This is a genomic window from Neisseria zoodegmatis (assembly GCF_900187305.1).
Lineage (GTDB): Bacteria > Pseudomonadota > Gammaproteobacteria > Burkholderiales > Neisseriaceae > Neisseria > Neisseria zoodegmatis.
In genome coordinates this window covers 1,774,569-1,794,457 of sequence record NZ_LT906434.1, presented here as the reverse complement: position 1 = coordinate 1,794,457, position 19,889 = coordinate 1,774,569, and the positions used below count along the sequence as shown (strand labels likewise).

Sequence of the window (19,889 nt, the reverse complement as noted above, 5' to 3'; positions counted from 1 at the left end):
AAAAGGCTTTTGACTTTTTAGTTGACTGGAGATTGATGTTTGGCATATGGTTTTAGCGAGATTCGCATAGCTCGTTTTAGCGAAGCTCACATAGTTCGCTTTCAGACGGCCTCTCGGTGAAAGCGGCGTAAAATCCATAGTCACTTAAATAAAATTAACGGTGTCTGACTGTTTTTATTCAATCGCTAACTTAAACCTGTATTGAATAATTGGATTTCAATGCCATATCCAAACAGGCAGTAAGAAAATTTTTTAACCATTATCAGGAGGCAGTAAACCATGAAACAAGATTTCGAACAGCAAAAAGACGAATTGATGAAAGAAATCCGTTCCGTATTGAGCGATGTTGAAGAGTTGTACAACACCGGTGTTGAAGCCGGCACCGAAGAAGCCAAAGCTTTGAAAGTGAAATTGCAAGACAAATTGAGCGCTGCTAAGGCTAAATTCTATGATTTCGAAGATCAGGCTGCGAGAAAAGTGAAAAACACTGCCAAGCAAGCTGACGAGCTGATTCAAGACAAACCTTACTACGCTATGGGTTTTGCGGCATTGGCCGGTTTGGTGGTAGGCGTTTTGTTAAACCGCCGTTAATCTACCGGTTAGAGGCCGTCTGAAAAATTCAGACGGCCTTTCATTGCCCCGCTGTATTGACGGATGCAATGAAACAAAACAAATAAAATATGACACACCATATCATTCACACAACGACACCTGTATTTGGTTTATGTGTGGTTCAGACGGCCTTTAAAAGGACATCAGTATGAATATAAAAAGAAATTTCAACCATTTCCAAATATTATTGAACCAAGGCGTTGATTTGCTGCTGCTGCGTTTGCGTATGCTGCATTTGGATTTGAGCGATCAAGCCGGTTGTGTGATGAGAATTTTTGCCGTTATCGTGCTGATTGGTGCTTTGTTTGCCTTAAGCATCGTCAGCTTGCTGCTGGGCCTGAACCATGTGTTGAGCGATGAAGCGAAGATTTGGGTGTTTTTCGGTATTTCCGGCGTGTGCCTGTTGAGCATAGTTATCATGGCGGCGTGGGCGGTATCGTCTTGGAAGCACAAAAACTCACAGATAGCCGCCACCTTGCGCGACATGCAGGAAGACATCGCTTATTTGAGCGGCGCCGTAAAACAAACCGCACACACAGCAGGAGAAAAAGATGCCAACACGATCTGAACAACGCAAACTTTTACAAATGCAGGCGGAGCTGGCCCGTTTGAAAATCACAGCCGAGCATTTGAAAACCCGCAAAGCCAAAGAGCAGGACAATTTTTTTGAAAACAGCTTGAGCACCGTCGTTAGCTTGGCGGATGCCGTTCCTTCCGGCAATATGCTGTTCAAAACCTTCTTTTTGCCCTTGAGCTGGAAATACCGCATCATCACCGGCATGGCATTGGCCGCATGGAAATTTTCGCGTTTGACTTCTAAAAAACGCTGATACACTGAAGCCGGATAAATAAGAGGCCGTCTGAAATTTTCAGACGGCCTCTTATCTTGATGGGTGCAGCTTTATTTTAATACTTCCGCAAAAGCATCGGCCACATAATCAATATTAGACTCGTTCAACCCCGCCACACACATACGGCCGGAGCTGACGAGGTAAACGGCAAACTCGTCTTGCAGGCGCTGCACTTGTTCGGGTGTTAAACCGGTGTAGCTGAACATGCCCCGCTGGGTGATGAAATAATCGAAGTTTTTACCCGGCACTTTGCGCGTCAGCACATCGTACAGCTTTTGGCGCATGGCGCGGATGCGGTCGCGCATGGCATACACTTCGCTTTGCCATTGTGCCGACAGCTCCGGCGTGTTCATCACGTCGGCAGCCACATAGCCGCCGTGCGCGGGCGGGCTGGAATAAATGCGGCGCACGGTAAATTTCAGTTGGCCGAACACCAACGCGGCTTCTTCCTCATTCGGGCACACCACCGACAAACCGCCTACGCGTTCGCCGTAGAGCGACATATTTTTTGAAAACGAATTGCTTACAAACAGCGGCAAGCCCATCTGTACGGCTTTGCGGATGGCGTAGGCATCACTGTCCAAATCATCGCCGAAGCCCTGATAAGCAATATCCATAAACGGAATCAGCTTGCGCGTTTGCACGATTTCCAGCACCGCATCCCATTGCGCGGCGGTCAAATCCACGCCGGTGGGGTTGTGGCAGCACGGGTGCAGAATCAAAATGCTGTGTTCGGGCAGGTGCAGTAGAAATGCCAACATTTCCTCAAATTGCACACCGCCGGTAGCCGGGTCGTAATACGGATAAGTGCCGACTTCAAAGCCCGCACCTTCAAAAATGCTCTTGTGGTTATCCCAAGTCGGGTTGCTCACATACACTTTGGCGTTTGGAAACCAGCGGTGCAGAAAATCCGCGCCTACTTTCAACGCGCCCGAACCGCCGAGTGTTTGGATGGTGGCGATACGGTTTTCCTGCAAAGCGGGGTTGGTCGCGCCGAAGAGCAGGTTTTGCACGCCGCGGCGGAATGTATCCAAACCTTCCATCGGCAGATAGGGGCGCGGCAGGGCAGTGGCGGCGCGTTTTACTTCGGCTTGGCGCACGGAATCAAGCACGGGCAGTTTGCCGTTTTCGTCGAAATAGATGCCGATACTGAGGTTGACCTTATGGGCGCGCGGGTCGTTGTTGAAGGTTTCGACCAAACTGAGAATCGGGTCGCCGGGGTAGAATGCAACGTGCTGAAACATTTCGGGATTTCCTATGTAGAGAAAACGGATTGGCCTGCTGCGGGCAAAACGCTGAGGCGTGTGTTTTTGCTCTGCAAGCTGTTGTTCAATCGGATTTTGGCACAAAGGCGCATCGCTTACAATTGAGGCCGTCTGAAAAGCCGAAGCGTTTTCAGACGGCCTCAATATGATAAGATGCTCGCATCTTTCGATTTCGGATGATCACTCTATGTGGCGGTATATTTTTCAGCGTCTGCTTTTGCTGGTGCCTACGCTGTTGGGCATCTTGGCGGTAACGTTTGCCGTGATCCAGTTTGTGCCCGGCGGGCCGGTGGAGCAGATGGTGCAGCAGCTCACGCAAAGCGGAGTAGGCGGCGAAACGGCGGCTCAGGCCGGAGGTGCATTGAAGCGCGGCGGCGGTTTGAGTGCCGACGATATGGCTGCGCTGAATGCTTTATACGGTTTCGACAAGCCGCCGCTTACGCGCTTTTTAGACATGGTATCGCGGTTCGCCCGTTTTGACTTGGGCGAGAGTTTTTTCCATCATCAAACGGTGCTGGAATTGGTGAAAGAAAAAATGCCGGTGTCGATGAGCTTGGGCTTGTGGACGTTTTTTCTGACTTATCTGATTTGTATCCCGCTGGGCATTGCCAAAGCAGTGCGAGACGGTTCGCGGTTTGATGCGGTATCGGGCATCGTGATTTTGGTCGGTTACACCATTCCGCCGTTTGTGTTGGGTTTGGTATTGCTGGTGTTGTTCGGCGGCGGCAGCTTTTTCGCATGGTTTCCGCAGGGCGGTTTGGTGAGCGATGATTGGGAAACACTCGGTTGGGGCGCGAAAATAACCGATTATCTGTGGCACATGGCTTTGCCGATTACCGCTTCGGTGGCGGGCAATCTGGCAGTGATGACGGTGCTGACCAAAAATGTGTTTCTCGAAGAAATCCGCCGCCAGTATGTGTACACCGCCCGAGCCAAAGGCTTGCCGGAAAGGCAGATTTTAATGAAACATGTGTTCCGCAACGCTATGATTCCGCTGATTACCGGCTTTCCCGCCGCCTTTATCGGCGCATTTTTTACCGGCAGCCTGTTGATTGAAACGCTGTTTTCGCTCGACGGCTTGGGTTTGCTCTCTTATGAATCGGTAATTAAACGCGATTATCCGGTGGTAATGGGCACGCTGTATGTGTTTACGCTGATGGGATTGCTTGCCAAGTTGCTGTCGGATATTTCTTATTCGTGGGTAGATCCGCGCATTCACTTCGGCAGGCAGAAATAACCAAAGGCCGTCTGAAATTCTCAGACGGCCTTTAATACATTGAATAAATAGAGAAAACGATTAATCCACTTTGCCACGGTTAATCAGCGTGAGCGGTTCGTTAATATCAAAGATTTTATAGATTATTTCGTTGATGCCGAATGTTTTTAGGCGGGCTGAATGCTTTTCCACATAAGCCAGAGCGGTTTCTTCGTTTTCAAAAAGATAAATTCCGCCGGCCTCTTGGTTTTTCTCGCTTTCCGTCCATACTTTCCAAATAAAGCCCGGCTCCTGATTAATCGATTCCGCAAGTTCGCGCAGTTGGTCGGCCATTTCCGAACCGAACGGCCCGTGGAAGCTAAAATGCATTTGCAGTAATTTTTTCATTTCTATTCCTTATCGACAATAGGCGGAAATTCCATATTCCTCCCACATTTAACAGTATAAACACAAATTGCTGTGGCAGGGCCGTCTGAAAACCGTTATCCTTTTCCACGGTTTTTATTACGGTTAATGATATGCGACTTGATTCCTTACGAACCACATGGCAGGCATTCAAACAACACAAACGCGGCTGGCTGGCCTTGAGGCTGCTGGCCGTGTTGTTTGTGATTGCTTTGGCCGCGCCGCTTTGGAGCAACGATAAACCGTTATGGATACACTACAACGGCCAATATTACTTCCCGCTCGTCAACACCTATCATGAAACCGAGTTCGGCGGCGATTTCGACACCCCCGCCGATTACCTCGACCCTTTGGTGCGGCAAAATATCACTTCCAACGGCAATTATGCCGTGTATTTGCCCAACCCTTATGATGCCGACACCCTCAACGATTTCGATACACAGCCCGACCCCGCAAGGCCGTCTGAAACGCATTGGCTCGGCACCGACGACCGCGGGCGCGACGTGTTGGCACGGTTGGTGTACGGCTTTCGCGATTCGCTGCTGTTTGCGCTGGCCTTAACTGCCGTAACCACCTTTATCGGCGTGTTGGCGGGCGCGGTACAAGGCTATTTCGGCGGCAAGGTCGATTTGGTGATGCAGCGGTTTCTCGAAATCTGGGGCGGGCTGCCCGAACTTTACCTGCTGATTATCTTGTCGTCGTTTTTCAATCCCGGCCTGCTGGTATTGTTGGTGATTTTGTCGCTGTTCGGCTGGATGGGCTTGTCGGACTATGTGCGCGCCGAGTTTCTCAAAAACCGTCAGGCCGATTATGTGCTGGCGGCGAAAAGCATGGGCGTGGGCAACCGCACGATTATGTGGCGGCACATTCTGCCCAACAGCTTAACGCCGGTGCTGGCGTTTCTGCCGTTCCGCATTTCCGGCGCGGTGCTGGCCTTAACCAGCCTCGACTTCCTCGGCTTGGGCGTACCCGCTTCGCAAGCCAGCTTGGGCGAATTGCTGGCGCAAGGCAAAGACAATCTCGACGCATGGTGGATAGGCTTATCGGCCGTAGGCGCACTGACGGTGATGCTGTTGCTGCTGGTGATGATTGGTGAAGGGCTGCGGTATGCGTTTGATGTGAGGGCGCGGAGTTAAGCGAGGCCGTCTGAAAACAGCATTGAAGATACATGAAAAAATAAATGAACATTCTCGAAATCCAAAACCTAAACGCCTCTTTCCCCGGCAAACAGGTGCTGCACGACATCAATCTCAACGTCAAACAAGGCCGAAAGCTGGCGATTGTGGGCGAGAGCGGCAGTGGTAAAACCGTATTGGCGCAAGGCATGATGCAGTTGAATCCGGCGGTGTCGTTTGCAGGCAGTCTGAAATTCAACGGCGAAAACCTGCTCGATAAACCGCCGCGTGAATTGCAAAAATGGCGCGGCAGGGAAATCGGCATGGTGTTTCAAGAACCGATGACGGCGTTGAACCCTGTGATGCGCGTGGGCAAACAGATTGCCGAAGTCTTGACGCTGCATCTGGGCCTGCCGCCCAAGCAGGCATGGGCGCGGGCGGTGGAATTGCTGGCGGAAACGGGTATTCGGAATCCCGAAGAGAAAGTGTCTGCCTTTCCGTTTCAGCTTTCGGGCGGTCAGCGGCAACGGGCGATGATTGCGATGGCTGTGGCGGCGGAACCTAAATTGCTGATCGCCGACGAGCCGACTACCGCGTTGGATGTGGCCGTGCAGACGCAGATTCTCGATTTGCTTTCGCGCTTGCAGGCCGGCCACAACATGACTTTGGTGTATATCAGCCACGATTTGAACTTGGTGCGCCGTTTCGCCGACGATATCGCCGTGATGCGGCACGGGCGGATTGTCGAACAGGGTGATGCGGCGCAGGTGTTTGCCCGTCCGCAGCACGAATACACCAAAATGCTGCTGAACGCCGGAGCAGTACGACAGGTGCAGCCTGTGGCCGAAGGTGCCGAAACCGTGCTCGAGGCGGAACGTATCAGCGTGGCCGTGAGCGAGCAGGCGGGTTGGTTTAAAAAACGGCGCAAAACGCTGCTCGAACCGGTGTCGTTCGATTTGAAAGCGGGCGAAACGTTGGGCATTATCGGCGAAAGCGGCAGCGGCAAAACCACGCTGGCCAAAGCGGTGATGCGTTTGATGGAATCGGAAGGCCGTCTGAAAATCAACGGGCAGGCTTGGCAGCCGTTGCTGCGTAAAGAAGTGCAGATGGTGTTTCAAGACCCGTTCGGCGCGTTCAACCCGCGTATGAATGTGTTTGAGATCGTTTCCGAAGCCCTGCGCGTGCACGAGCCGAAAATGAGCCGCGAAACCATGCGCTCCCGTGTGGTGGAAGTGCTGCAACAAGTCGGCCTGCCCGAAGATATTCTCGACCGCTATCCGCATGCTTTTTCAGGCGGCCAAAGGCAGCGGCTGGCGATTGCCCGTGCCATTATCGTGCACCCGAAGGTGCTGGTGCTCGACGAACCCACCAGCGCGCTCGATGTGCAGTGGCAGCAGCAGATTTTGGCATTACTGGCTGATTTGCAAAGCAAACACGGTTTGAGCTTAATCATCATCAGCCACGATTTGGCCGTGATCCGCGCCTTGTCACACCGCGTGATGGTGCTGAAAGACGGCAAAGTGGTCGAGCAGGGCGAGTTGGAAGCGGTGTTTGCCAAACCTGATGCCGACTATACTCAAAAACTATTGGCACACGGCAGCCCTTGAAATTTTGTCTGCCAGCCCCTATGCTAACAGCCATGAGCTAATGAATGGCTTTCATTCACCACCATTTAAAGGAAATAACATGAGCAGCAACTTAATCGTACACGCTACCGATGCTACTTTCGAGCAAGACGTTTTGAAATCAGACGTACCCGTATTATTGGACTTTTGGGCTCCGTGGTGCGGCCCTTGTAAAATGATCGCCCCGATTTTGGACGAAGTGGCCACCGAATTTGAAGGCCGTCTGAAAGTGGTTAAAGTAAACATCGACGAAAACGAGCAAACCCCGAGCCAATTCGGTGTGCGCGGTATTCCTACGTTGATGGTGTTCAAAGACGGTCAAAACGTTGCCACTAAAGTGGGCGCATTGGCCAAAGGTCAGTTGGTTGCGTTTGTAAACGCTTCAATCTAATCGGACTTTTCAATAGTTTGCTTTATATGGATTTAAAGGCCGTCTGAAATTTCAGACGGCCTTTTGTTGATGTGCTTTAGCAAGCGAGTAGGGTTACCACCAAGAAAAGCCGTTTTGCTGTTCGCGTTGTGCTTGACGGAATGCCCACGGCGCTTGGGCTGAGCGGTTTTGCCACAAACCCAGCTTGCCGTTGCGGGCGTAGGCTTCGGCGTAGGCATAGGCGGCATAATCGGTTTTGTTTTGCTTACGTTTGGCAATCGACACATAATGCCATGCGTGGCCGTGGAGGATTTGCAGGAGGTTGATATCGTGTTGATTCGACCAGACTTGCGCAACTTCGCGATGATAGCGGTCGGTATCGAAAACGCGCACTTCGACCGTTTGCCCCAAAACGGCGGCCTCCAGTGCTTTGCGGGCGGCATGGCCGTGTGCTTGCTGCAATTCAGGGGCGTCGATATAGGCTAGGCGGATTTTGTGTTTGTGCCCGTGTGAGTCGGTGAGCCGCAGCGTGTCGCCGTCTGAAACCGCTGTTACTTGCCCAGAATAGTGTTGGCCGGCCTGCACTTTAGGCCGGCTTTTTTCGGCTTTAGCGGTGGGATTGCGATGGGATTGAAGCCATGAAAACAAGTCGTCGGCGTAGCTATTACCGGCGAAAACAAGGCATAGTGCAAAGAGTGCGGCTTGAGGTGTTTTCATAAAAAACCGATTGGGTTAAAGCAGGAAGGCTGCAAGCATAGCGTTTGAAGCGGCAAGCTGGCAACTGCGAAAATGTTTGAACTTGTGTTGAATGATGAATCGTATTGAAGGCTGATAAAAGCGGAAGGCCGTCTGAAAAATATCTTCAGACGGCCTCATGCTATTTCAGGCGGTTATGCCGAAAAACCTGCCAAGCGGCCGGTATCCATAGCGATCATGCGCTCTTCGTTGGTCGGTACCACCAAAACGGCAGGGCTGTGGCCGGGTTGGCTGATGATGCCGGATGCGCCGAAGCGGATGGCGTCGTTGGCTTTTTCATCAATGGTCAAGCCCATGAAGCGCAGATAGCCCACAGTTTTGCTGCGGACAACATTGGAGTTTTCGCCGATACCGCCGGTGAACACCAAGGCGTCTATGCCGTCGGTTGCAACGGCCATGGCGGCGATGTATTTGGCTAAGCGGTAAGTCATCACTTCCAAAGCGAGCTTGGCGCCTTCGTGGCCTTCTTCTGCCGCTTCTTGAATGGTGCGGCAGTCGTTGGAGAGTTCGGAAATACCGAGCAGGCCGGATTTTTTATTCAGCAGGTCGGTAACGGCTTTAACGTCCATGCCGGCGTTTTCGGCCAAGAATGAATAGGTGCTGGGGTCGATGTCGCCGCTGCGCGTACCCATAACCAAACCTTCGAGCGGGGTCACGCCCATGCTGGTATCTCTGGATTCGCCGTTTTTAACCGCGCACACGGAAGCGCCGTTGCCCAAGTGGGCGATGACCAACGAGCAGTCGGAAACGTCTTTGCCGAGGATTTTGGCGGCGGTAGGCGCTACATAACGGAAGCTCGTGCCGTGGAAACCGTAGCGGCGGAAACCATATTTACGGTAGAGTTCTTGCGGCACGGCGTAGGTGTAGGCGTGCTGCGGCATGGTTTGGTGGAAAGCGGTGTCGAACACGCCGACGTTGGTTAAGCCGGGGAAAATGCTTTGTGCGGCGCGGATGCCGGTGAGATTGGCGGGGTTGTGCAGGGGCGCCAGCGGGATACATTCTTCGAGCGTGGCGATGACGTCGTCGTCAATCACCACGGAGCCGCTGTATTTTTCGCCGCCGTGTACAACGCGGTGGCCGATGGCTCTCACCAGATTTTGCAGGTCGTGCGCTTTTAATTCTTCCAACAGGGCTTGAACTGCGCCGGTGTGGTCGTATCGGTCGGACAGGCTGACTTCGTGTTTTTCGCCGTCGTTTTTATTCACAAACCACGATCTGCGGTCGGCAGGCTGCACATGAGGATGCTCGAAATATTTGAAGGTAATGTAGGCGTCGGGCGTGGTCAGTTTTTCGGCAAGGCAGCTTAAGATCACTTCGCCGCTTTGGTTGTCGATTAACGCGCCTTTGAGCGATGAACTGCCGCAGTTTAATACTAAAATCAGCTTGTCGGACATGGTTTCTCCTTGTTGGTCTATTTCTTCTGGTGGGCCGTTGCAGAGCCGCTCGGCAGGCCGGAAGCCTGATTTGCGCCGTATGCTGTGCAACACCCGCCGAATGTAGTTTAAGAAGCCTTTGTATGTAAAATGCTTTCTTTAAATGGATACCATCAAAAAAAATGATGGCTGAAATAATAGCGGATATTTCCAATGAGCAATAGACGGTTTTCGGCGCGTATGGTTCGGCCGTCTGAAAAAATGCGGTGGGATTTGTTTTCAGACGGCCATGACTTTATACTCTGACACTTTGATATTTCAGCGCCTGCCGTTCAGACGGCCTCAATTCATGCCTACTTTTAGAGTTTGGCTGTTTGCTGCAAAGCTCTGACTTGCAGTAAACGGTAAACGGTTGTCAGAAAGCTTCGAGGCCGTCTGAAAGCGAACTTTAGCGAGTTTCGCTAACACACATTTTATGAAAGCCAGTTATGTCCGACATTTTGAATAAAATTTTGGCTACGAAAGCCGAAGAAGTTGCCGCCGCCAAAGCCGCCGTGCCGTTTGAGCTGATTCGAGAACAGGCCGCCGCCGCTGCACCTGCGCGGGGTTTTGCCGACGCGATTCACGCCAAACACCAAGCAGGGCTGCCGGCGGTGATTGCCGAAGTGAAAAAAGCCAGCCCTTCCAAAGGCTTGATTCGTGCCGACTTTAATCCGGTGGAAATCGCGCAAGCTTACGAACGTGCCGGCGCGGCGTGTTTGTCGGTATTGACCGACGAGCAGTATTTTCAAGGTTCGCCCGAATATCTCAAGCAAGTTAAGGCCGCAGTATCGCTGCCCGTGCTGCGTAAAGATTTTATTATTGACGACTATCAAATTTATCAAGCCCGCGCTTGGGGTGCGGATGCGGTGTTGCTGATTGCCGCCGCTTTGGAGGCAGAAGAATTGGCGAAGTTCGAGCGCTCCGCCCATTCGCTCGGGATGTCGGTATTGCTGGAGCTGCACGATCCGTCCGAGTTGGAAAAATGCCGCAATCTCACCACGCCGCTGTGGGGTGTCAACAACCGCAACTTACGCACGTTTGAGGTTTCTTTGCAGCAAACATTGAATCTGCTGCCCGCCTTAAGCGGAAAAACCGTGGTAACCGAGAGCGGCATCCGCAACAAAGAAGACGTCGATTTTATGCAAAGCCACGGCGTGCGTACCTTTTTGATCGGCGAAACGTTTATGCGTGCCGATGATATTGAGGCTGCGGTTAAGGCGCTGTTTTAAATTCGTTCGGTTTAGCCCGTGTTGTGAAAGTTGAATGTAAGAGGCCGTCTGAAAAATAAGTTCAGACGGCCTCTTATCATGCGGCTAGATTGCTTAACCGTTCAATACGTTTTCCTGCAAAGCTTGTGAAGCCTGTTCGTCGGCATGGTAGCTTGAGCGCACCATAGCGCCGATGGCGGCGTTGGTAAAGCCCATTTCGTAGGCTTCTTTTTCAAACTCTTTGAATTGCGCGGGCGTTACATAGCGCAAAACGGGGAGGTGGCCGTCTGAAGGTTGCAGGTATTGGCCGACGGTAATCATTTCGATGTTGTGTTCACGCATATCGCGCATGATTTCGCGCACTTCTTCGTCGGTTTCGCCCAAGCCGACCATGATGCCGGATTTGGTGGGGATGTCGGGCTGCATTTCTTTGTAGCGGCGCAGCAGTTCGAGCGAGTGTTTGTAATCGGAACCGGGGCGCGCTTGTTTGTAGAGGCGCGGGTGGGTTTCGAGGTTGTGGTTCATCACATCGGGCGGTGTGCGCGACAGGATGTCGAGAGCGATATCCAAGCGGCCGCGGAAGTCCGGCACGAGAATTTCGATTTTGGTGTTGGGGCTTTTTTCGCGGATGGCGCTGATGCAGTCGGCAAAGTGCTGGGCGCCGCCGTCGCGCAGGTCGTCGCGGTCAACGGAAGTGATGACCACGTAGCGCAGGTTCATGGCGGCTACGGATTCGGCGAGGTTTTTCGGCTCTTCGGGGTCGAGCGGATTGGGGCGGCCGTGGCCGACGTCGCAGAATGGGCAGCGGCGGGTGCAGATGTCGCCCATGATCATGAATGTGGCGGTGCCTTTGCTAAAGCATTCGCCGATGTTGGGGCAGCTGGCTTCTTCGCAGACGGTGTGCATTTTTTGGTCGCGCAAGATGTTTTTGATTTCAAAAAATTTCTTGCCTGTGGGCAGCTTGGCGCGAATCCATTCGGGTTTTTTGAGTTTTTCTTCGAGGGGAATGACTTTGATGGGGATGCGGGCGGTTTTGGCTGCGCCTTTATGCTTCACGCCTTGGGCGTTGTCTAATTTGTTTTCACTCATGATGCGGTGTCTTCTTTCGGGGAGAGTTGTTTGGTGAGGTGTGCGGTCAGTTTTTCCGCGACTTCGGCTAATGCGGGGCAGGGTGAAACGAAATCGGCCATCTGAACCATTTCCATGCCGGCATAGCCGCAGGGATTGATTTGCTGGAACGGCGTTAAGTCCATATTAATGTTGAGCGCGAGGCCGTGATACACCGAGCCGTTTTTAATCCGCAGCCCGAGGGAGGCGATTTTGCGCCCGTCAACGTACACGCCGGGGCGTTGCGGGTCGGCCGCGGCGCGGATGCCGTATTCGTTTAAGGTGTCGATGATGCTGTTTTCGAGCGCGGTAACGATGTTGCGCACGCTGGTTTTACGGCGTTTGAAGTCGATCAGGGTGTAAACAACCAGCTGGCCGGGGCCGTGGTAGGTAATTTGGCCGCCGCGGTCGATTTGTACGACGGGGATATCGCTGTGCAACAATAGGTGCTCGGGTTTGCCTGCCAAGCCTTGGGTAAACACGGGCGGGTGTTCGACTACCCACAATTCGTCTTCGGTGGTGTCGGTGCGTTCGGCGTTGAAGGCTTTCATGGCTTCGAATACCGGTTGGTAATCGGCAAGCCCCAGTTGTACGGTTTTCATGTTTACAGCACTACTTTGACAAGCTCGTGGGAGGTAAGGTCGCGGTAGATGTTGTCTAACTGTTCTTGGTTTTGCACGTTGTTGATCTGTACGGTAGCGCCCAGATAGTTGCCTTTGCTGCTAGGGCGGACACTGATGTGGTGCGCTTGGGTTTCCGGTGCGTGTTTCTGTACGCATGAAAGCACGGATGATTCGAACTCGGGATGTTGCACGCCCATCACTTTAATGGGGAAATTGCAGGGGAATTCGATTAATGAAGTTTTTTGCTCTGACATAGGTGTTTCCTCAGGTAGAGGCCGTCTGAAAAGGTTTCAGACGGCCCTGTAACTTAAACCGGCAGTATTTTAACGCAAACACGGTGTGCAATCCATTATACTGCCGTGTAAAGGGCTGTTTGCTTGTGAAGCTAAAATATCGTCGCTTAAGGTTTTTTCAAGGCTTGAAATCGGGCTTCTTTAGCCCAATGTAGGCGGCAATCCGATAAATTAAAGACATATCCGAAACAATCGGCGCGTGTGCCGGATATTTCGGCAGGTCTTTCCAGTAAATGATTAAAGAGACTAAACATTATGGCTACAGATAAACATATTGAGGAATACGCCGCTCTGGCCACCCTGCCGTTGCGCGATGTGGTGGTTTATCCGCACATGGTGCTGCCCCTGTTTGTGGGTCGCGAAAAATCCATCGCTGCGTTGAACTTGGCCATGAACAACGACGAGCAGGTTTTTCTGTTGGCTCAACGCGATGCGAACGATGATGATCCCAAAGCGGAAGATTTGCATGAAATGGGTACGGTTGCCCAAATTCTGCAAGTATTGAAGCTGCCCGACGGCACGGTAAAAGTATTGGTAGAAGGCGTGCACCGCGCCCGTGCTTTAAAGGTTGAAGATACCGGCGAACTGTTTATGGCACACGTCGAAACGGCGGAAGATACGGATGCGGATAACCCTGACATGGAAGCCTTGCGCCGCACGCTGCTGTCGCAGTTCGACCAGTTTGCCAAGCTGAATAAAAAGATTCCGGCCGAAGTGATCAGCACCATTCACGGCATCAATGAAAACAGCCGTTTGGTAGATACCGTGGCGGCACATTTGCAGCTGAAATTGGAGCAGCGTCAAGAAGTGCTTGATACTGTGAGCATTACCGAGCGCATGGAATACCTGCTCGGCCAATTGGAAGCCGAACTCGACATCATGCAAGTCGAGAAGCGTATCCGCGGTCGTGTAAAACGCCAGATGGAAAAATCGCAGCGCGAGTATTACCTCAACGAGCAAGTGAAAGCGATTCAAAAAGAGTTGGGCGAGGAAGACGAGCGCGGCGAACTCGAAGCTTTGGAAAAGCAAATCAAAGAAGCCGGTATGAGCAAAGAGGCTGAAGAGAAATGTTTGTCCGAACTGAAAAAGCTGAAAATGATGCCGCCGATGTCGGCAGAATCTACCGTCGTGCGCAACTATATCGACACCTTGCTTGAGCTGCCATGGAAGAAAAAATCACGCGTCAGCAAAGACTTGGCAAAAGCCGATTTGGTATTGGATGCCGATCACTACGGCTTGGAAAAAGTCAAAGAGCGCATTTTGGAATATTTAGCCGTGCAAAAACGCATGGATAAAATCAAAGGCCCGATTTTGTGTCTGGTCGGCCCTCCGGGCGTAGGTAAAACCTCGCTGGGCGAATCCATTGCCAAAGCAACCGGCCGCAAATATGTGCGCATGGCACTGGGCGGCGTTCGCGACGAAAGCGAAATCCGCGGCCACCGCCGTACCTATATCGGTTCGATGCCGGGTAAAATTCTGCAAAATATGGCTAAAGCCGGCGTGAAAAATCCGCTGTTTTTGCTCGATGAAATCGACAAACTCGGCAGTGATTTCCGCGGCGACCCCGCCAGCGCACTGTTGGAGGTACTCGACCCCGAACAAAACAATTCGTTTGCCGACCACTATGCCGAAGTGGATTATGATTTGAGCGACGTTATGTTTATCGCCACATCCAACAGCCTCAACATCCCGCCCGCTTTGCTTGACCGTATGGAGATTATCCGTCTTTCAGGATACACCGAAGACGAAAAAATCAACATTGCCATGCAATATTTAGTACCCAAGCAAATGAAACGCAACGGCGTAAAAGAAGGCGAATTGGTTATAGACGAGAGTGCAGTACGCGGCATCATCCGCTACTACACCCGTGAAGCAGGCGTACGCTCGCTCGACCGCGAAATCGCCAAAATCTGCCGCAAAGTCGTGATGAAAATTACGCTGGCCGAAGATAAAAAAACCACTGCTTCCGGCAAAGGCCGTCTGAAAACCAAAGCCGTGAAGGTTGATGAAAAAAACCTGCACGAGTACTTAGGCGTGCGCCGTTTCGATTACGGTGTTGCCGAAGACGAAAACCGCATCGGCCAAGTAACCGGTTTGGCATGGACTGAAGTCGGCGGCGAGTTGCTCACCATCGAAGCGGTCGCTTTGCCCGGCAAAGGCAACATCATCCGCACAGGCCAACTTGGCGACGTGATGAAAGAATCGGTATCCGCAGCATGGAGCGTCGTACGTTCGCGTGCCGAAGCCGTGGGTCTGTCTCCCGACTTCTACGAGAAAAAAGACATTCACGTCCATGTGCCCGAAGGTGCTACGCCGAAAGACGGCCCCAGTGCAGGTATCGCCATGACTTTGGCCATGGTATCGGCTTTCACCCAAATTCCGGTACGGGCCGATGTAGCCATGACCGGCGAAATCACCCTGCGCGGAGAAGTATTGCCCATCGGCGGTTTGAAGGAGAAACTGCTGGCCGCACTGCGCGGCGGCATCAAACATGTGTTGATTCCGAAAGACAATGTTAAGGATTTGGAAGAAATCCCCGACAATGTGAAAAAAGGGCTTACCATCCATCCGGTGAAATGGATCGAAGAAGTGCTGGCATTCGGCTTGGAACGCCAGCCCGAACCATGGAAAAACGAAGAAGCGCCCACTGATTCGTCATTGGCTAAATCAGGCCGCAAGTCAAGCGTAAAGGCAACTAAGCACTGAATTTGTATGAATGTGTTGTAAAAGATGCGGGTGTTGTAAAGAAAGCTTTAAAAAGCCCGATACTACGCATCTTTTTGCTTGACACGTTGATTTTAGGCTTGCTATAAAGTCGGCAGATGTACGGATTTGTACCTAAACGCCCGATTTTTAGGGGTTTCATTATTTCAAACGATAGAAAGGGACTTAATTGTGAACAAGTCTGAATTGATTGAAGCTATTGCCCAAGAGGCTGATATTTCTAAAGCTGCCGCAGCCAAAGCTTTGGACGGTATGACCAATGCCGTAACCAATGCCTTGAAAAAGGGCGACACTGTAACCCTGGTTGGTTTCGGTACTTTCTACGTTGGCGAGCGTGCCGAGCGTCAAGGCCGTAACCCTAAAACCGGTGAGCCTTTGACTATTGCTGCGGCTAAAACGCCTAAATTCCGTGCAGGTAAAGCATTGAAAGATGCTCTGTAATTTGACGGATCATTTGATTTTAAAAAGCAGGCTGCCAGCCTGCTTTTTTGTTTTGTCTTTTTATCAATCAATAACGTAATGATGACATTGTTTCAAGAGAGATGCGATAAAGCGGTTCTTTATTTTCAGACGGCCTGAAATCCCAGTGAAATCTAAAAAACATTGACGCATTGTGAAAACACCGAAATCATTGCCATCTCAAGGCTGCAAGCATATTGAAAGGCTGTTACAATGTGCACCGAAATATCTATTGAAAATGCAGCCTAACGGTTTTGAAAATCGTATATCAAAACAGCTTTCATTCAGGTTTGCATAATTCACAAAATAATTTTAATTCAATCACATAATATTTAAACGCCATGTTTGTAACAGTTGAAAAATACAAAACGCCCGCCAAGATTTTATTGGGCCTGATTGCCGTAACGTTTGTGGGTTTCGGTGTGAGCACCGTTGCCGCGCCGGGTTACGATTATATTGTCAAAGTGGGTGACAGAAAGGTCAGCGAATTTGATTTGAATTCGGCCATGCAGAATTTACAGCATTCAGGCGGTGGTTCTGAATCGCGTGAGGCCGTGTTCCAAGCATTGCTCCAACGTGCTTTATTGGCCGAAGGTGCTGAGGAAATGGGTTTTGCTGTATCGCAAGAGCAGCTGAAACAAACTATCGTTAATAACCCTGTTTTTCACGATTCAGACGGCAAATTCAGCCAAAGCCTGTTTAATCAGCATTTGAGCCAACGCCATCTTTCCGAAGACCAATATATCGACGAATTGCGCAGTGAGTTTACGGTTCAGCATCTGCTGGCTATGGTAGGCGGTGGTGTCTTGGTGAGTGATGCGCAGGCCAAGCAGATTATCAATGCCAGCCAAGTGGAACGCACCATACGCACGATGACGTTTGCGCCCGAAGCATTTGCGGCTCAAGTGAAAGCAGACGATGCGGCATTGAAAAAATATTATGATGCCAATAAGAAAAACTATGTGCTGCCTCAAGCGGTTAAGTTTGAATATGTGGCATTGGGCATTCAAGATTTGGCCGAGAAGCAAACGGTTAGCGAAGATGAACTGAAAAAAGCGCTTGAGCAGGTTGTGCCGGCGCGTGAGATTGCCCATATTTTGTTTACGGTTGCCAAAGATGCGCCTGAAAATGTGCGTGCGGCAGCCAAAGCTGAAGCGGAAAAAGTGTTGGCTCAAGTTAAAGCCAATCCGGCTAAATTTGCTGCTTTGGCGAAACAATATTCGCGCGATGAAGCTTCTGCCGAAAAAGGCGGTAATCTCGGTTATCTGCCTAAAGACGGCGGTTTGTTGAAAGAGTTTGAAGACAAAGCGTTTTCATTGGAAAAAGGCCAGATTAGCGATTTGGTTCAAACGGATGCGGGCTATCACATCATCACGGTTTTGAATATTCAAGACCTTGCTCAGGAAAAAGCGCGTGTTGAGGCGGAGTTGAAACAGAAAAAAGCAGCTTCGGCTTTCAATGAAGCCAAAGAGAAGCTGTCTGAGGAAGCGTTTAATCATCCGGACAGCTTGAACGAAGTGGCGAAGAAGCTGAATTTGAAAGTTGAATCTCCGGCTGAGTGGCTGACGAAGGAAAACGGCAAGGCGGCCGGTATGCCTGAGTCGCTGATTAATGCCATATTCAGCGATGATGTGATTAAGAAAAAACATAACTCCGAGCCGGTAACGGTAAACGAGGGTTTGGTTTGGGTGGTGCGTGCCAAAGAAGTGCGTGAAGAATCTACCCAAACATTTGAGCAGGCTAAGGATTTTGTGAAGACTGATTATGTGCGCGCAGAAGCCGTCAAGCTGGCTGAAAGAAAAGCGAATCAGGCTTTATCGGATGTTCAAAAAGGTAAAACCGACGGTTTGGCGTGGTCGCAGGTATCGCAGATGACAGCGGAGCAGGCGCGCCAATCTATGCCGCCGGAAGCTTATGCTCAGCTGGTTAAAGCCCGTCCGTCTAAAGACAAGCCTGCTTATGTATTGCTTTCCAATCTGCCTGCTCCGGTGTTGGTGGAAGTTCAGGCGGTAAAAGTGCCTGACAATATCAGCCCCGATCAGATTAATGCGATTAAGCAGACCATCAACCAAGGGCAGGGCGTGACCAATTTGAATGCTTTGTTGGCTTATTTGAACTCCCATATCAAGCAGACTCAGGGCGCACAGAAGGTTAATAGTTCGCAGGAATAAGTTGAAAGTAAGTAGTGAAATAAAAGCGGAGCAGATGAAATAGTCTGCTCCGCTTTTGTATTTCAGACGGCCTCAATAGCTGATTAGGACAGGAGGCCGTCTGAAAAATCACTTTTCGATTTTATTCCTCATCATCGCGGTTGCTGTTGATGCGGATGGCGGTATGTATTTCACCGGTGGCGATGGTGGAAGGCGAAGATTTGTCGTTAGACAATTTTTGCAAATATTCTTCATCGATATCGCCGGTGATATAGCAACCGCTGAAGCATGAATCATCGAAACTTGTGATGGCAGGGTTCAGGTCTTTCACCACTTGCTCGAGGTCTGCCAAATCTTGGAATACGCAGCCGTCTGCGCCGATTTCACGGGCAATGTCTTCGGTGGTGCGGCCGTTGGCAATCAATTCTTCCCGTGTGGGCATATCGATGCCGTACACGTTGGGGAAGCGTACTTCGGGAGCGGCGGAGGCGAAATAAACTTTGCGTGCGCCTGAAGCGCGTACCATTTCCACGATTTCGCGGCTGGTGGTGCCGCGCACAATCGAATCATCTACCAGCAATACGCTTTTGCCTCTGAATTCGGATTCCATCGGGCTGAGTTTTTGGCGCACAGATTTTTTGCGGGTAGCTTGACCGGGCATGATGAAAGTGCGGCCGATGTAGCGGTTTTTAATCAGGCCTTCGCGATAGGGTTTGCCGAGGTGGTGGGCAAGCTCCATGGCGCTGGGGCGGCTGGTATCGGGAATCGGCATCACCACGTCAATGTCGTCAATCGGCAGTTCGCGTTTGACTTTTTCTGCGAGGGTAACGCCCATATTCAAGCGCGATTGATAGACGGATACGTTGTCAATTACCGAGTCGGGACGGGCGAAATACACATATTCAAACAAACACGGGCTGACTTGGGGATTTTCGGCGCATTGGCGCGAGAAAAAACGGCCGTCTAAAGTGATGAATACGGCTTCACCGGGGGCGATGTCGCGGTCCAAATCAAAGGCCATGCCGTTGAAAGCTACCGATTCGGAAGCAATGGCGTAGGCGGTTTTGCCGTTTTCATCGGTTTGGGTACCCAGAACCAGAGGGCGGATGCCGAAAGGGTCGCGGAAGGCCACCAAGCCGTATCCTGCAATCATGGCGACTACGCCGTATGCGCCCCGCACGCGTTTGTGCAGTTTGGCGACGGCATTGAAAATGTTGTCGACGCTGAGAATGGAAGAATCGGAGTCGGTAACTTCCCGGCGCAGTTCGTGTGCGAATACGTTGAGCAGCACTTCTGAATCGGAACGGGTGTTGATGTGGCGCAAGTGTTTGTTACACACGTTTTCATACAGCTCGGCGGTATTGGTAAGATTGCCGTTGTGTGCCAATACGATGCCGAAAGGGGAGCTGACGTAAAAAGGCTGGGCTTCCGCGGTGCTGTCGGCATTGCCGGCGGTAGGGTAGCGCACATGGGCGATGCCGGCATGGCCGGTTAAATCGCGCATGTTGCGGGTGCGGAAAACATCGCGCACCATGCCTTTGCCTTTGTGCATATGGAAAATATTGCCTTCGACGGTTACGATGCCGGCCGCATCCTGCCCGCGGTGTTGCAGCATTTGCAGGCCGTCGTAAAGGCTTTGGTTAACGGGTTGGTAGGCTACCATGCCTAATACGCCACACATTGTTTTTTCTCCGA

The 19,889-nt window shown here is 51.3% G+C and carries 19 protein-coding genes; 11 read left to right on the top strand and 8 right to left on the bottom strand.

All coding sequences use genetic code 11. The features are described from left to right. Window positions 1-279: 279 nt before the first annotated feature. The 3 genes from CKV66_RS08425 to CKV66_RS08415 all read left to right on the top strand — a co-directional run bounded on the left by CKV66_RS08425 (window position 280) and on the right by CKV66_RS08415 (window position 1,442). A complete protein-coding gene (locus CKV66_RS08425) occupies window positions 280-591 on the top strand; it encodes a DUF883 family protein (RefSeq protein WP_085362990.1) in 312 nt (103 codons plus the stop codon). A 169-nt stretch (window positions 592-760) separates the two neighbouring features. After that, entirely contained in the window at window positions 761-1,180 is a 420-nt protein-coding gene (locus CKV66_RS08420; RefSeq protein WP_085362989.1) for a phage holin family protein, read from the top strand. Beyond that, window positions 1,164-1,442, top strand: a complete 279-nt coding sequence (locus tag CKV66_RS08415) for a hypothetical protein (RefSeq protein WP_143773790.1) — start codon at window positions 1,164-1,166, stop codon at window positions 1,440-1,442. The genes CKV66_RS08420 and CKV66_RS08415 overlap by 17 nt, the downstream gene beginning before the upstream one ends. A 71-nt stretch (window positions 1,443-1,513) precedes the next feature. Here CKV66_RS08415 and CKV66_RS08410 read toward each other — a convergent pair whose 3' ends face one another. Then, window positions 1,514-2,707: an amino acid aminotransferase gene (locus CKV66_RS08410; RefSeq protein WP_085363103.1), complete on the bottom strand. Its 1,194-nt coding sequence runs from the start codon at window positions 2,705-2,707 to the stop codon at window positions 1,514-1,516. 208 nt (window positions 2,708-2,915) lie between these two features. Here CKV66_RS08410 and CKV66_RS08405 point away from each other — a divergent pair, with 208 nt between their 5' ends. Continuing rightward, window positions 2,916-3,965, top strand: a complete 1,050-nt coding sequence (locus tag CKV66_RS08405) for an ABC transporter permease subunit (protein WP_085362987.1) — start codon at window positions 2,916-2,918, stop codon at window positions 3,963-3,965. 60 nt (window positions 3,966-4,025) lie between these two features. Here the strand turns inward: CKV66_RS08405 and CKV66_RS08400 are convergent, their stop codons facing one another. Continuing rightward, entirely contained in the window at window positions 4,026-4,331 is a 306-nt protein-coding gene (locus tag CKV66_RS08400) for a monooxygenase (protein ID WP_085362986.1), read from the bottom strand. 131 nt (window positions 4,332-4,462) lie between these two features. Between CKV66_RS08400 and CKV66_RS08395 the strand changes: the two genes are divergently transcribed. The 3 genes from CKV66_RS08395 to trxA all read left to right on the top strand — a co-directional run bounded on the left by CKV66_RS08395 (window position 4,463) and on the right by trxA (window position 7,480). Beyond that, window positions 4,463-5,485, top strand: a complete 1,023-nt coding sequence (locus tag CKV66_RS08395; protein WP_085362985.1) for an ABC transporter permease — start codon at window positions 4,463-4,465, stop codon at window positions 5,483-5,485. 44 nt (window positions 5,486-5,529) lie between these two features. Next, the gene (locus CKV66_RS08390; protein ID WP_085362984.1) at window positions 5,530-7,071 is read left to right on the top strand and encodes an ABC transporter ATP-binding protein; all 1,542 of its coding nucleotides are present in this window, start codon (window positions 5,530-5,532) and stop codon (window positions 7,069-7,071) included. 79 nt (window positions 7,072-7,150) lie between these two features. Next, on the top strand, window positions 7,151-7,480 hold the full coding sequence (gene trxA / locus CKV66_RS08385) for a thioredoxin TrxA (protein WP_085362983.1): 330 nt from the start codon (window positions 7,151-7,153) through the stop codon (window positions 7,478-7,480). Between the two features lie 93 nt (window positions 7,481-7,573). Here the strand turns inward: trxA and CKV66_RS08380 are convergent, their stop codons facing one another. Both CKV66_RS08380 and CKV66_RS08375 read right to left on the bottom strand, forming a co-directional pair. Then, complete coding sequence (locus tag CKV66_RS08380; protein ID WP_085362982.1) at window positions 7,574-8,176, bottom strand: thermonuclease family protein; 603 nt, start codon at window positions 8,174-8,176, stop codon at window positions 7,574-7,576. Between the two features lie 173 nt (window positions 8,177-8,349). Next, a complete protein-coding gene (locus CKV66_RS08375) occupies window positions 8,350-9,609 on the bottom strand; it encodes an acetate kinase (RefSeq protein WP_085362981.1) in 1,260 nt (419 codons plus the stop codon). A gap of 467 nt (window positions 9,610-10,076) precedes the next feature. Here CKV66_RS08375 and trpC point away from each other — a divergent pair, with 467 nt between their 5' ends. Then, window positions 10,077-10,859 (top strand): indole-3-glycerol phosphate synthase TrpC, encoded by a 783-nt coding sequence (gene trpC / locus CKV66_RS08370; RefSeq protein WP_085362980.1) that lies wholly within the window; start codon window positions 10,077-10,079, stop codon window positions 10,857-10,859. Between the two features lie 93 nt (window positions 10,860-10,952). Here trpC and lipA read toward each other — a convergent pair whose 3' ends face one another. From lipA to CKV66_RS08355, 3 genes are read right to left on the bottom strand one after another with little or no spacing between them, the layout of a single operon-like run. Beyond that, a complete protein-coding gene (gene lipA, locus CKV66_RS08365) occupies window positions 10,953-11,927 on the bottom strand; it encodes a lipoyl synthase (RefSeq protein ID WP_085362979.1) in 975 nt (324 codons plus the stop codon). Beyond that, complete coding sequence (lipB, locus tag CKV66_RS08360; protein ID WP_085362978.1) at window positions 11,924-12,547, bottom strand: lipoyl(octanoyl) transferase LipB; 624 nt, start codon at window positions 12,545-12,547, stop codon at window positions 11,924-11,926. Before lipB ends, lipA begins: the two co-directional genes overlap by 4 nt. A gap of 2 nt (window positions 12,548-12,549) precedes the next feature. Beyond that, window positions 12,550-12,822: a YbeD family protein gene (locus CKV66_RS08355; protein ID WP_085362977.1), complete on the bottom strand. Its 273-nt coding sequence runs from the start codon at window positions 12,820-12,822 to the stop codon at window positions 12,550-12,552. A gap of 294 nt (window positions 12,823-13,116) precedes the next feature. On the opposite strand from CKV66_RS08355, the gene lon reads away from it, so the two are divergent. From lon to CKV66_RS08340, 3 genes are all read left to right on the top strand, one after another. Continuing rightward, window positions 13,117-15,567, top strand: a complete 2,451-nt coding sequence (gene lon, locus CKV66_RS08350; protein WP_085362976.1) for an endopeptidase La — start codon at window positions 13,117-13,119, stop codon at window positions 15,565-15,567. A gap of 189 nt (window positions 15,568-15,756) precedes the next feature. Further along, window positions 15,757-16,026 carry an HU family DNA-binding protein gene (locus CKV66_RS08345; RefSeq protein ID WP_054598979.1) on the top strand — a complete coding sequence of 90 codons (270 nt, stop codon included), beginning with the start codon at window positions 15,757-15,759 and terminating at the stop codon, window positions 16,024-16,026. A 359-nt stretch (window positions 16,027-16,385) separates the two neighbouring features. Next, window positions 16,386-18,215 carry a SurA N-terminal domain-containing protein gene (locus CKV66_RS08340; protein ID WP_085362975.1) on the top strand — a complete coding sequence of 610 codons (1,830 nt, stop codon included), beginning with the start codon at window positions 16,386-16,388 and terminating at the stop codon, window positions 18,213-18,215. A 121-nt stretch (window positions 18,216-18,336) separates the two neighbouring features. Here the strand turns inward: CKV66_RS08340 and purF are convergent, their stop codons facing one another. Continuing rightward, a complete protein-coding gene (gene purF, locus CKV66_RS08335) occupies window positions 18,337-19,875 on the bottom strand; it encodes an amidophosphoribosyltransferase (protein WP_085362974.1) in 1,539 nt (512 codons plus the stop codon). Between the last annotated feature and the right edge of the window lie 14 nt (window positions 19,876-19,889).

What these genes read in the sequence shown, in the direction of transcription:
- CKV66_RS08425 (WP_085362990.1), top strand. Translation starts at nt 280, where the DNA reads ATGAAACAAGATTTCGAACAGCAAAAAGACGAATTGATGAAAGAAATC.
- CKV66_RS08420 (WP_085362989.1), top strand. Translation starts at nt 761, where the DNA reads ATGAATATAAAAAGAAATTTCAACCATTTCCAAATATTATTGAACCAA.
- CKV66_RS08415 (WP_143773790.1), top strand. Translation starts at nt 1,164, where the DNA reads ATGCCAACACGATCTGAACAACGCAAACTTTTACAAATGCAGGCGGAG.
- CKV66_RS08410 (WP_085363103.1), bottom strand. Translation starts at nt 2,707, where the DNA reads ATGTTTCAGCACGTTGCATTCTACCCCGGCGACCCGATTCTCAGTTTG.
- CKV66_RS08405 (WP_085362987.1), top strand. Translation starts at nt 2,916, where the DNA reads ATGTGGCGGTATATTTTTCAGCGTCTGCTTTTGCTGGTGCCTACGCTG.
- CKV66_RS08400 (WP_085362986.1), bottom strand. Translation starts at nt 4,331, where the DNA reads ATGAAAAAATTACTGCAAATGCATTTTAGCTTCCACGGGCCGTTCGGT.
- CKV66_RS08395 (WP_085362985.1), top strand. Translation starts at nt 4,463, where the DNA reads ATGCGACTTGATTCCTTACGAACCACATGGCAGGCATTCAAACAACAC.
- CKV66_RS08390 (WP_085362984.1), top strand. Translation starts at nt 5,530, where the DNA reads ATGAACATTCTCGAAATCCAAAACCTAAACGCCTCTTTCCCCGGCAAA.
- trxA (WP_085362983.1), top strand. Translation starts at nt 7,151, where the DNA reads ATGAGCAGCAACTTAATCGTACACGCTACCGATGCTACTTTCGAGCAA.
- CKV66_RS08380 (WP_085362982.1), bottom strand. Translation starts at nt 8,176, where the DNA reads ATGAAAACACCTCAAGCCGCACTCTTTGCACTATGCCTTGTTTTCGCC.
- CKV66_RS08375 (WP_085362981.1), bottom strand. Translation starts at nt 9,609, where the DNA reads ATGTCCGACAAGCTGATTTTAGTATTAAACTGCGGCAGTTCATCGCTC.
- trpC (WP_085362980.1), top strand. Translation starts at nt 10,077, where the DNA reads ATGTCCGACATTTTGAATAAAATTTTGGCTACGAAAGCCGAAGAAGTT.
- lipA (WP_085362979.1), bottom strand. Translation starts at nt 11,927, where the DNA reads ATGAGTGAAAACAAATTAGACAACGCCCAAGGCGTGAAGCATAAAGGC.
- lipB (WP_085362978.1), bottom strand. Translation starts at nt 12,547, where the DNA reads ATGAAAACCGTACAACTGGGGCTTGCCGATTACCAACCGGTATTCGAA.
- CKV66_RS08355 (WP_085362977.1), bottom strand. Translation starts at nt 12,822, where the DNA reads ATGTCAGAGCAAAAAACTTCATTAATCGAATTCCCCTGCAATTTCCCC.
- lon (WP_085362976.1), top strand. Translation starts at nt 13,117, where the DNA reads ATGGCTACAGATAAACATATTGAGGAATACGCCGCTCTGGCCACCCTG.
- CKV66_RS08340 (WP_085362975.1), top strand. Translation starts at nt 16,386, where the DNA reads ATGTTTGTAACAGTTGAAAAATACAAAACGCCCGCCAAGATTTTATTG.
- purF (WP_085362974.1), bottom strand. Translation starts at nt 19,875, where the DNA reads ATGTGTGGCGTATTAGGCATGGTAGCCTACCAACCCGTTAACCAAAGC.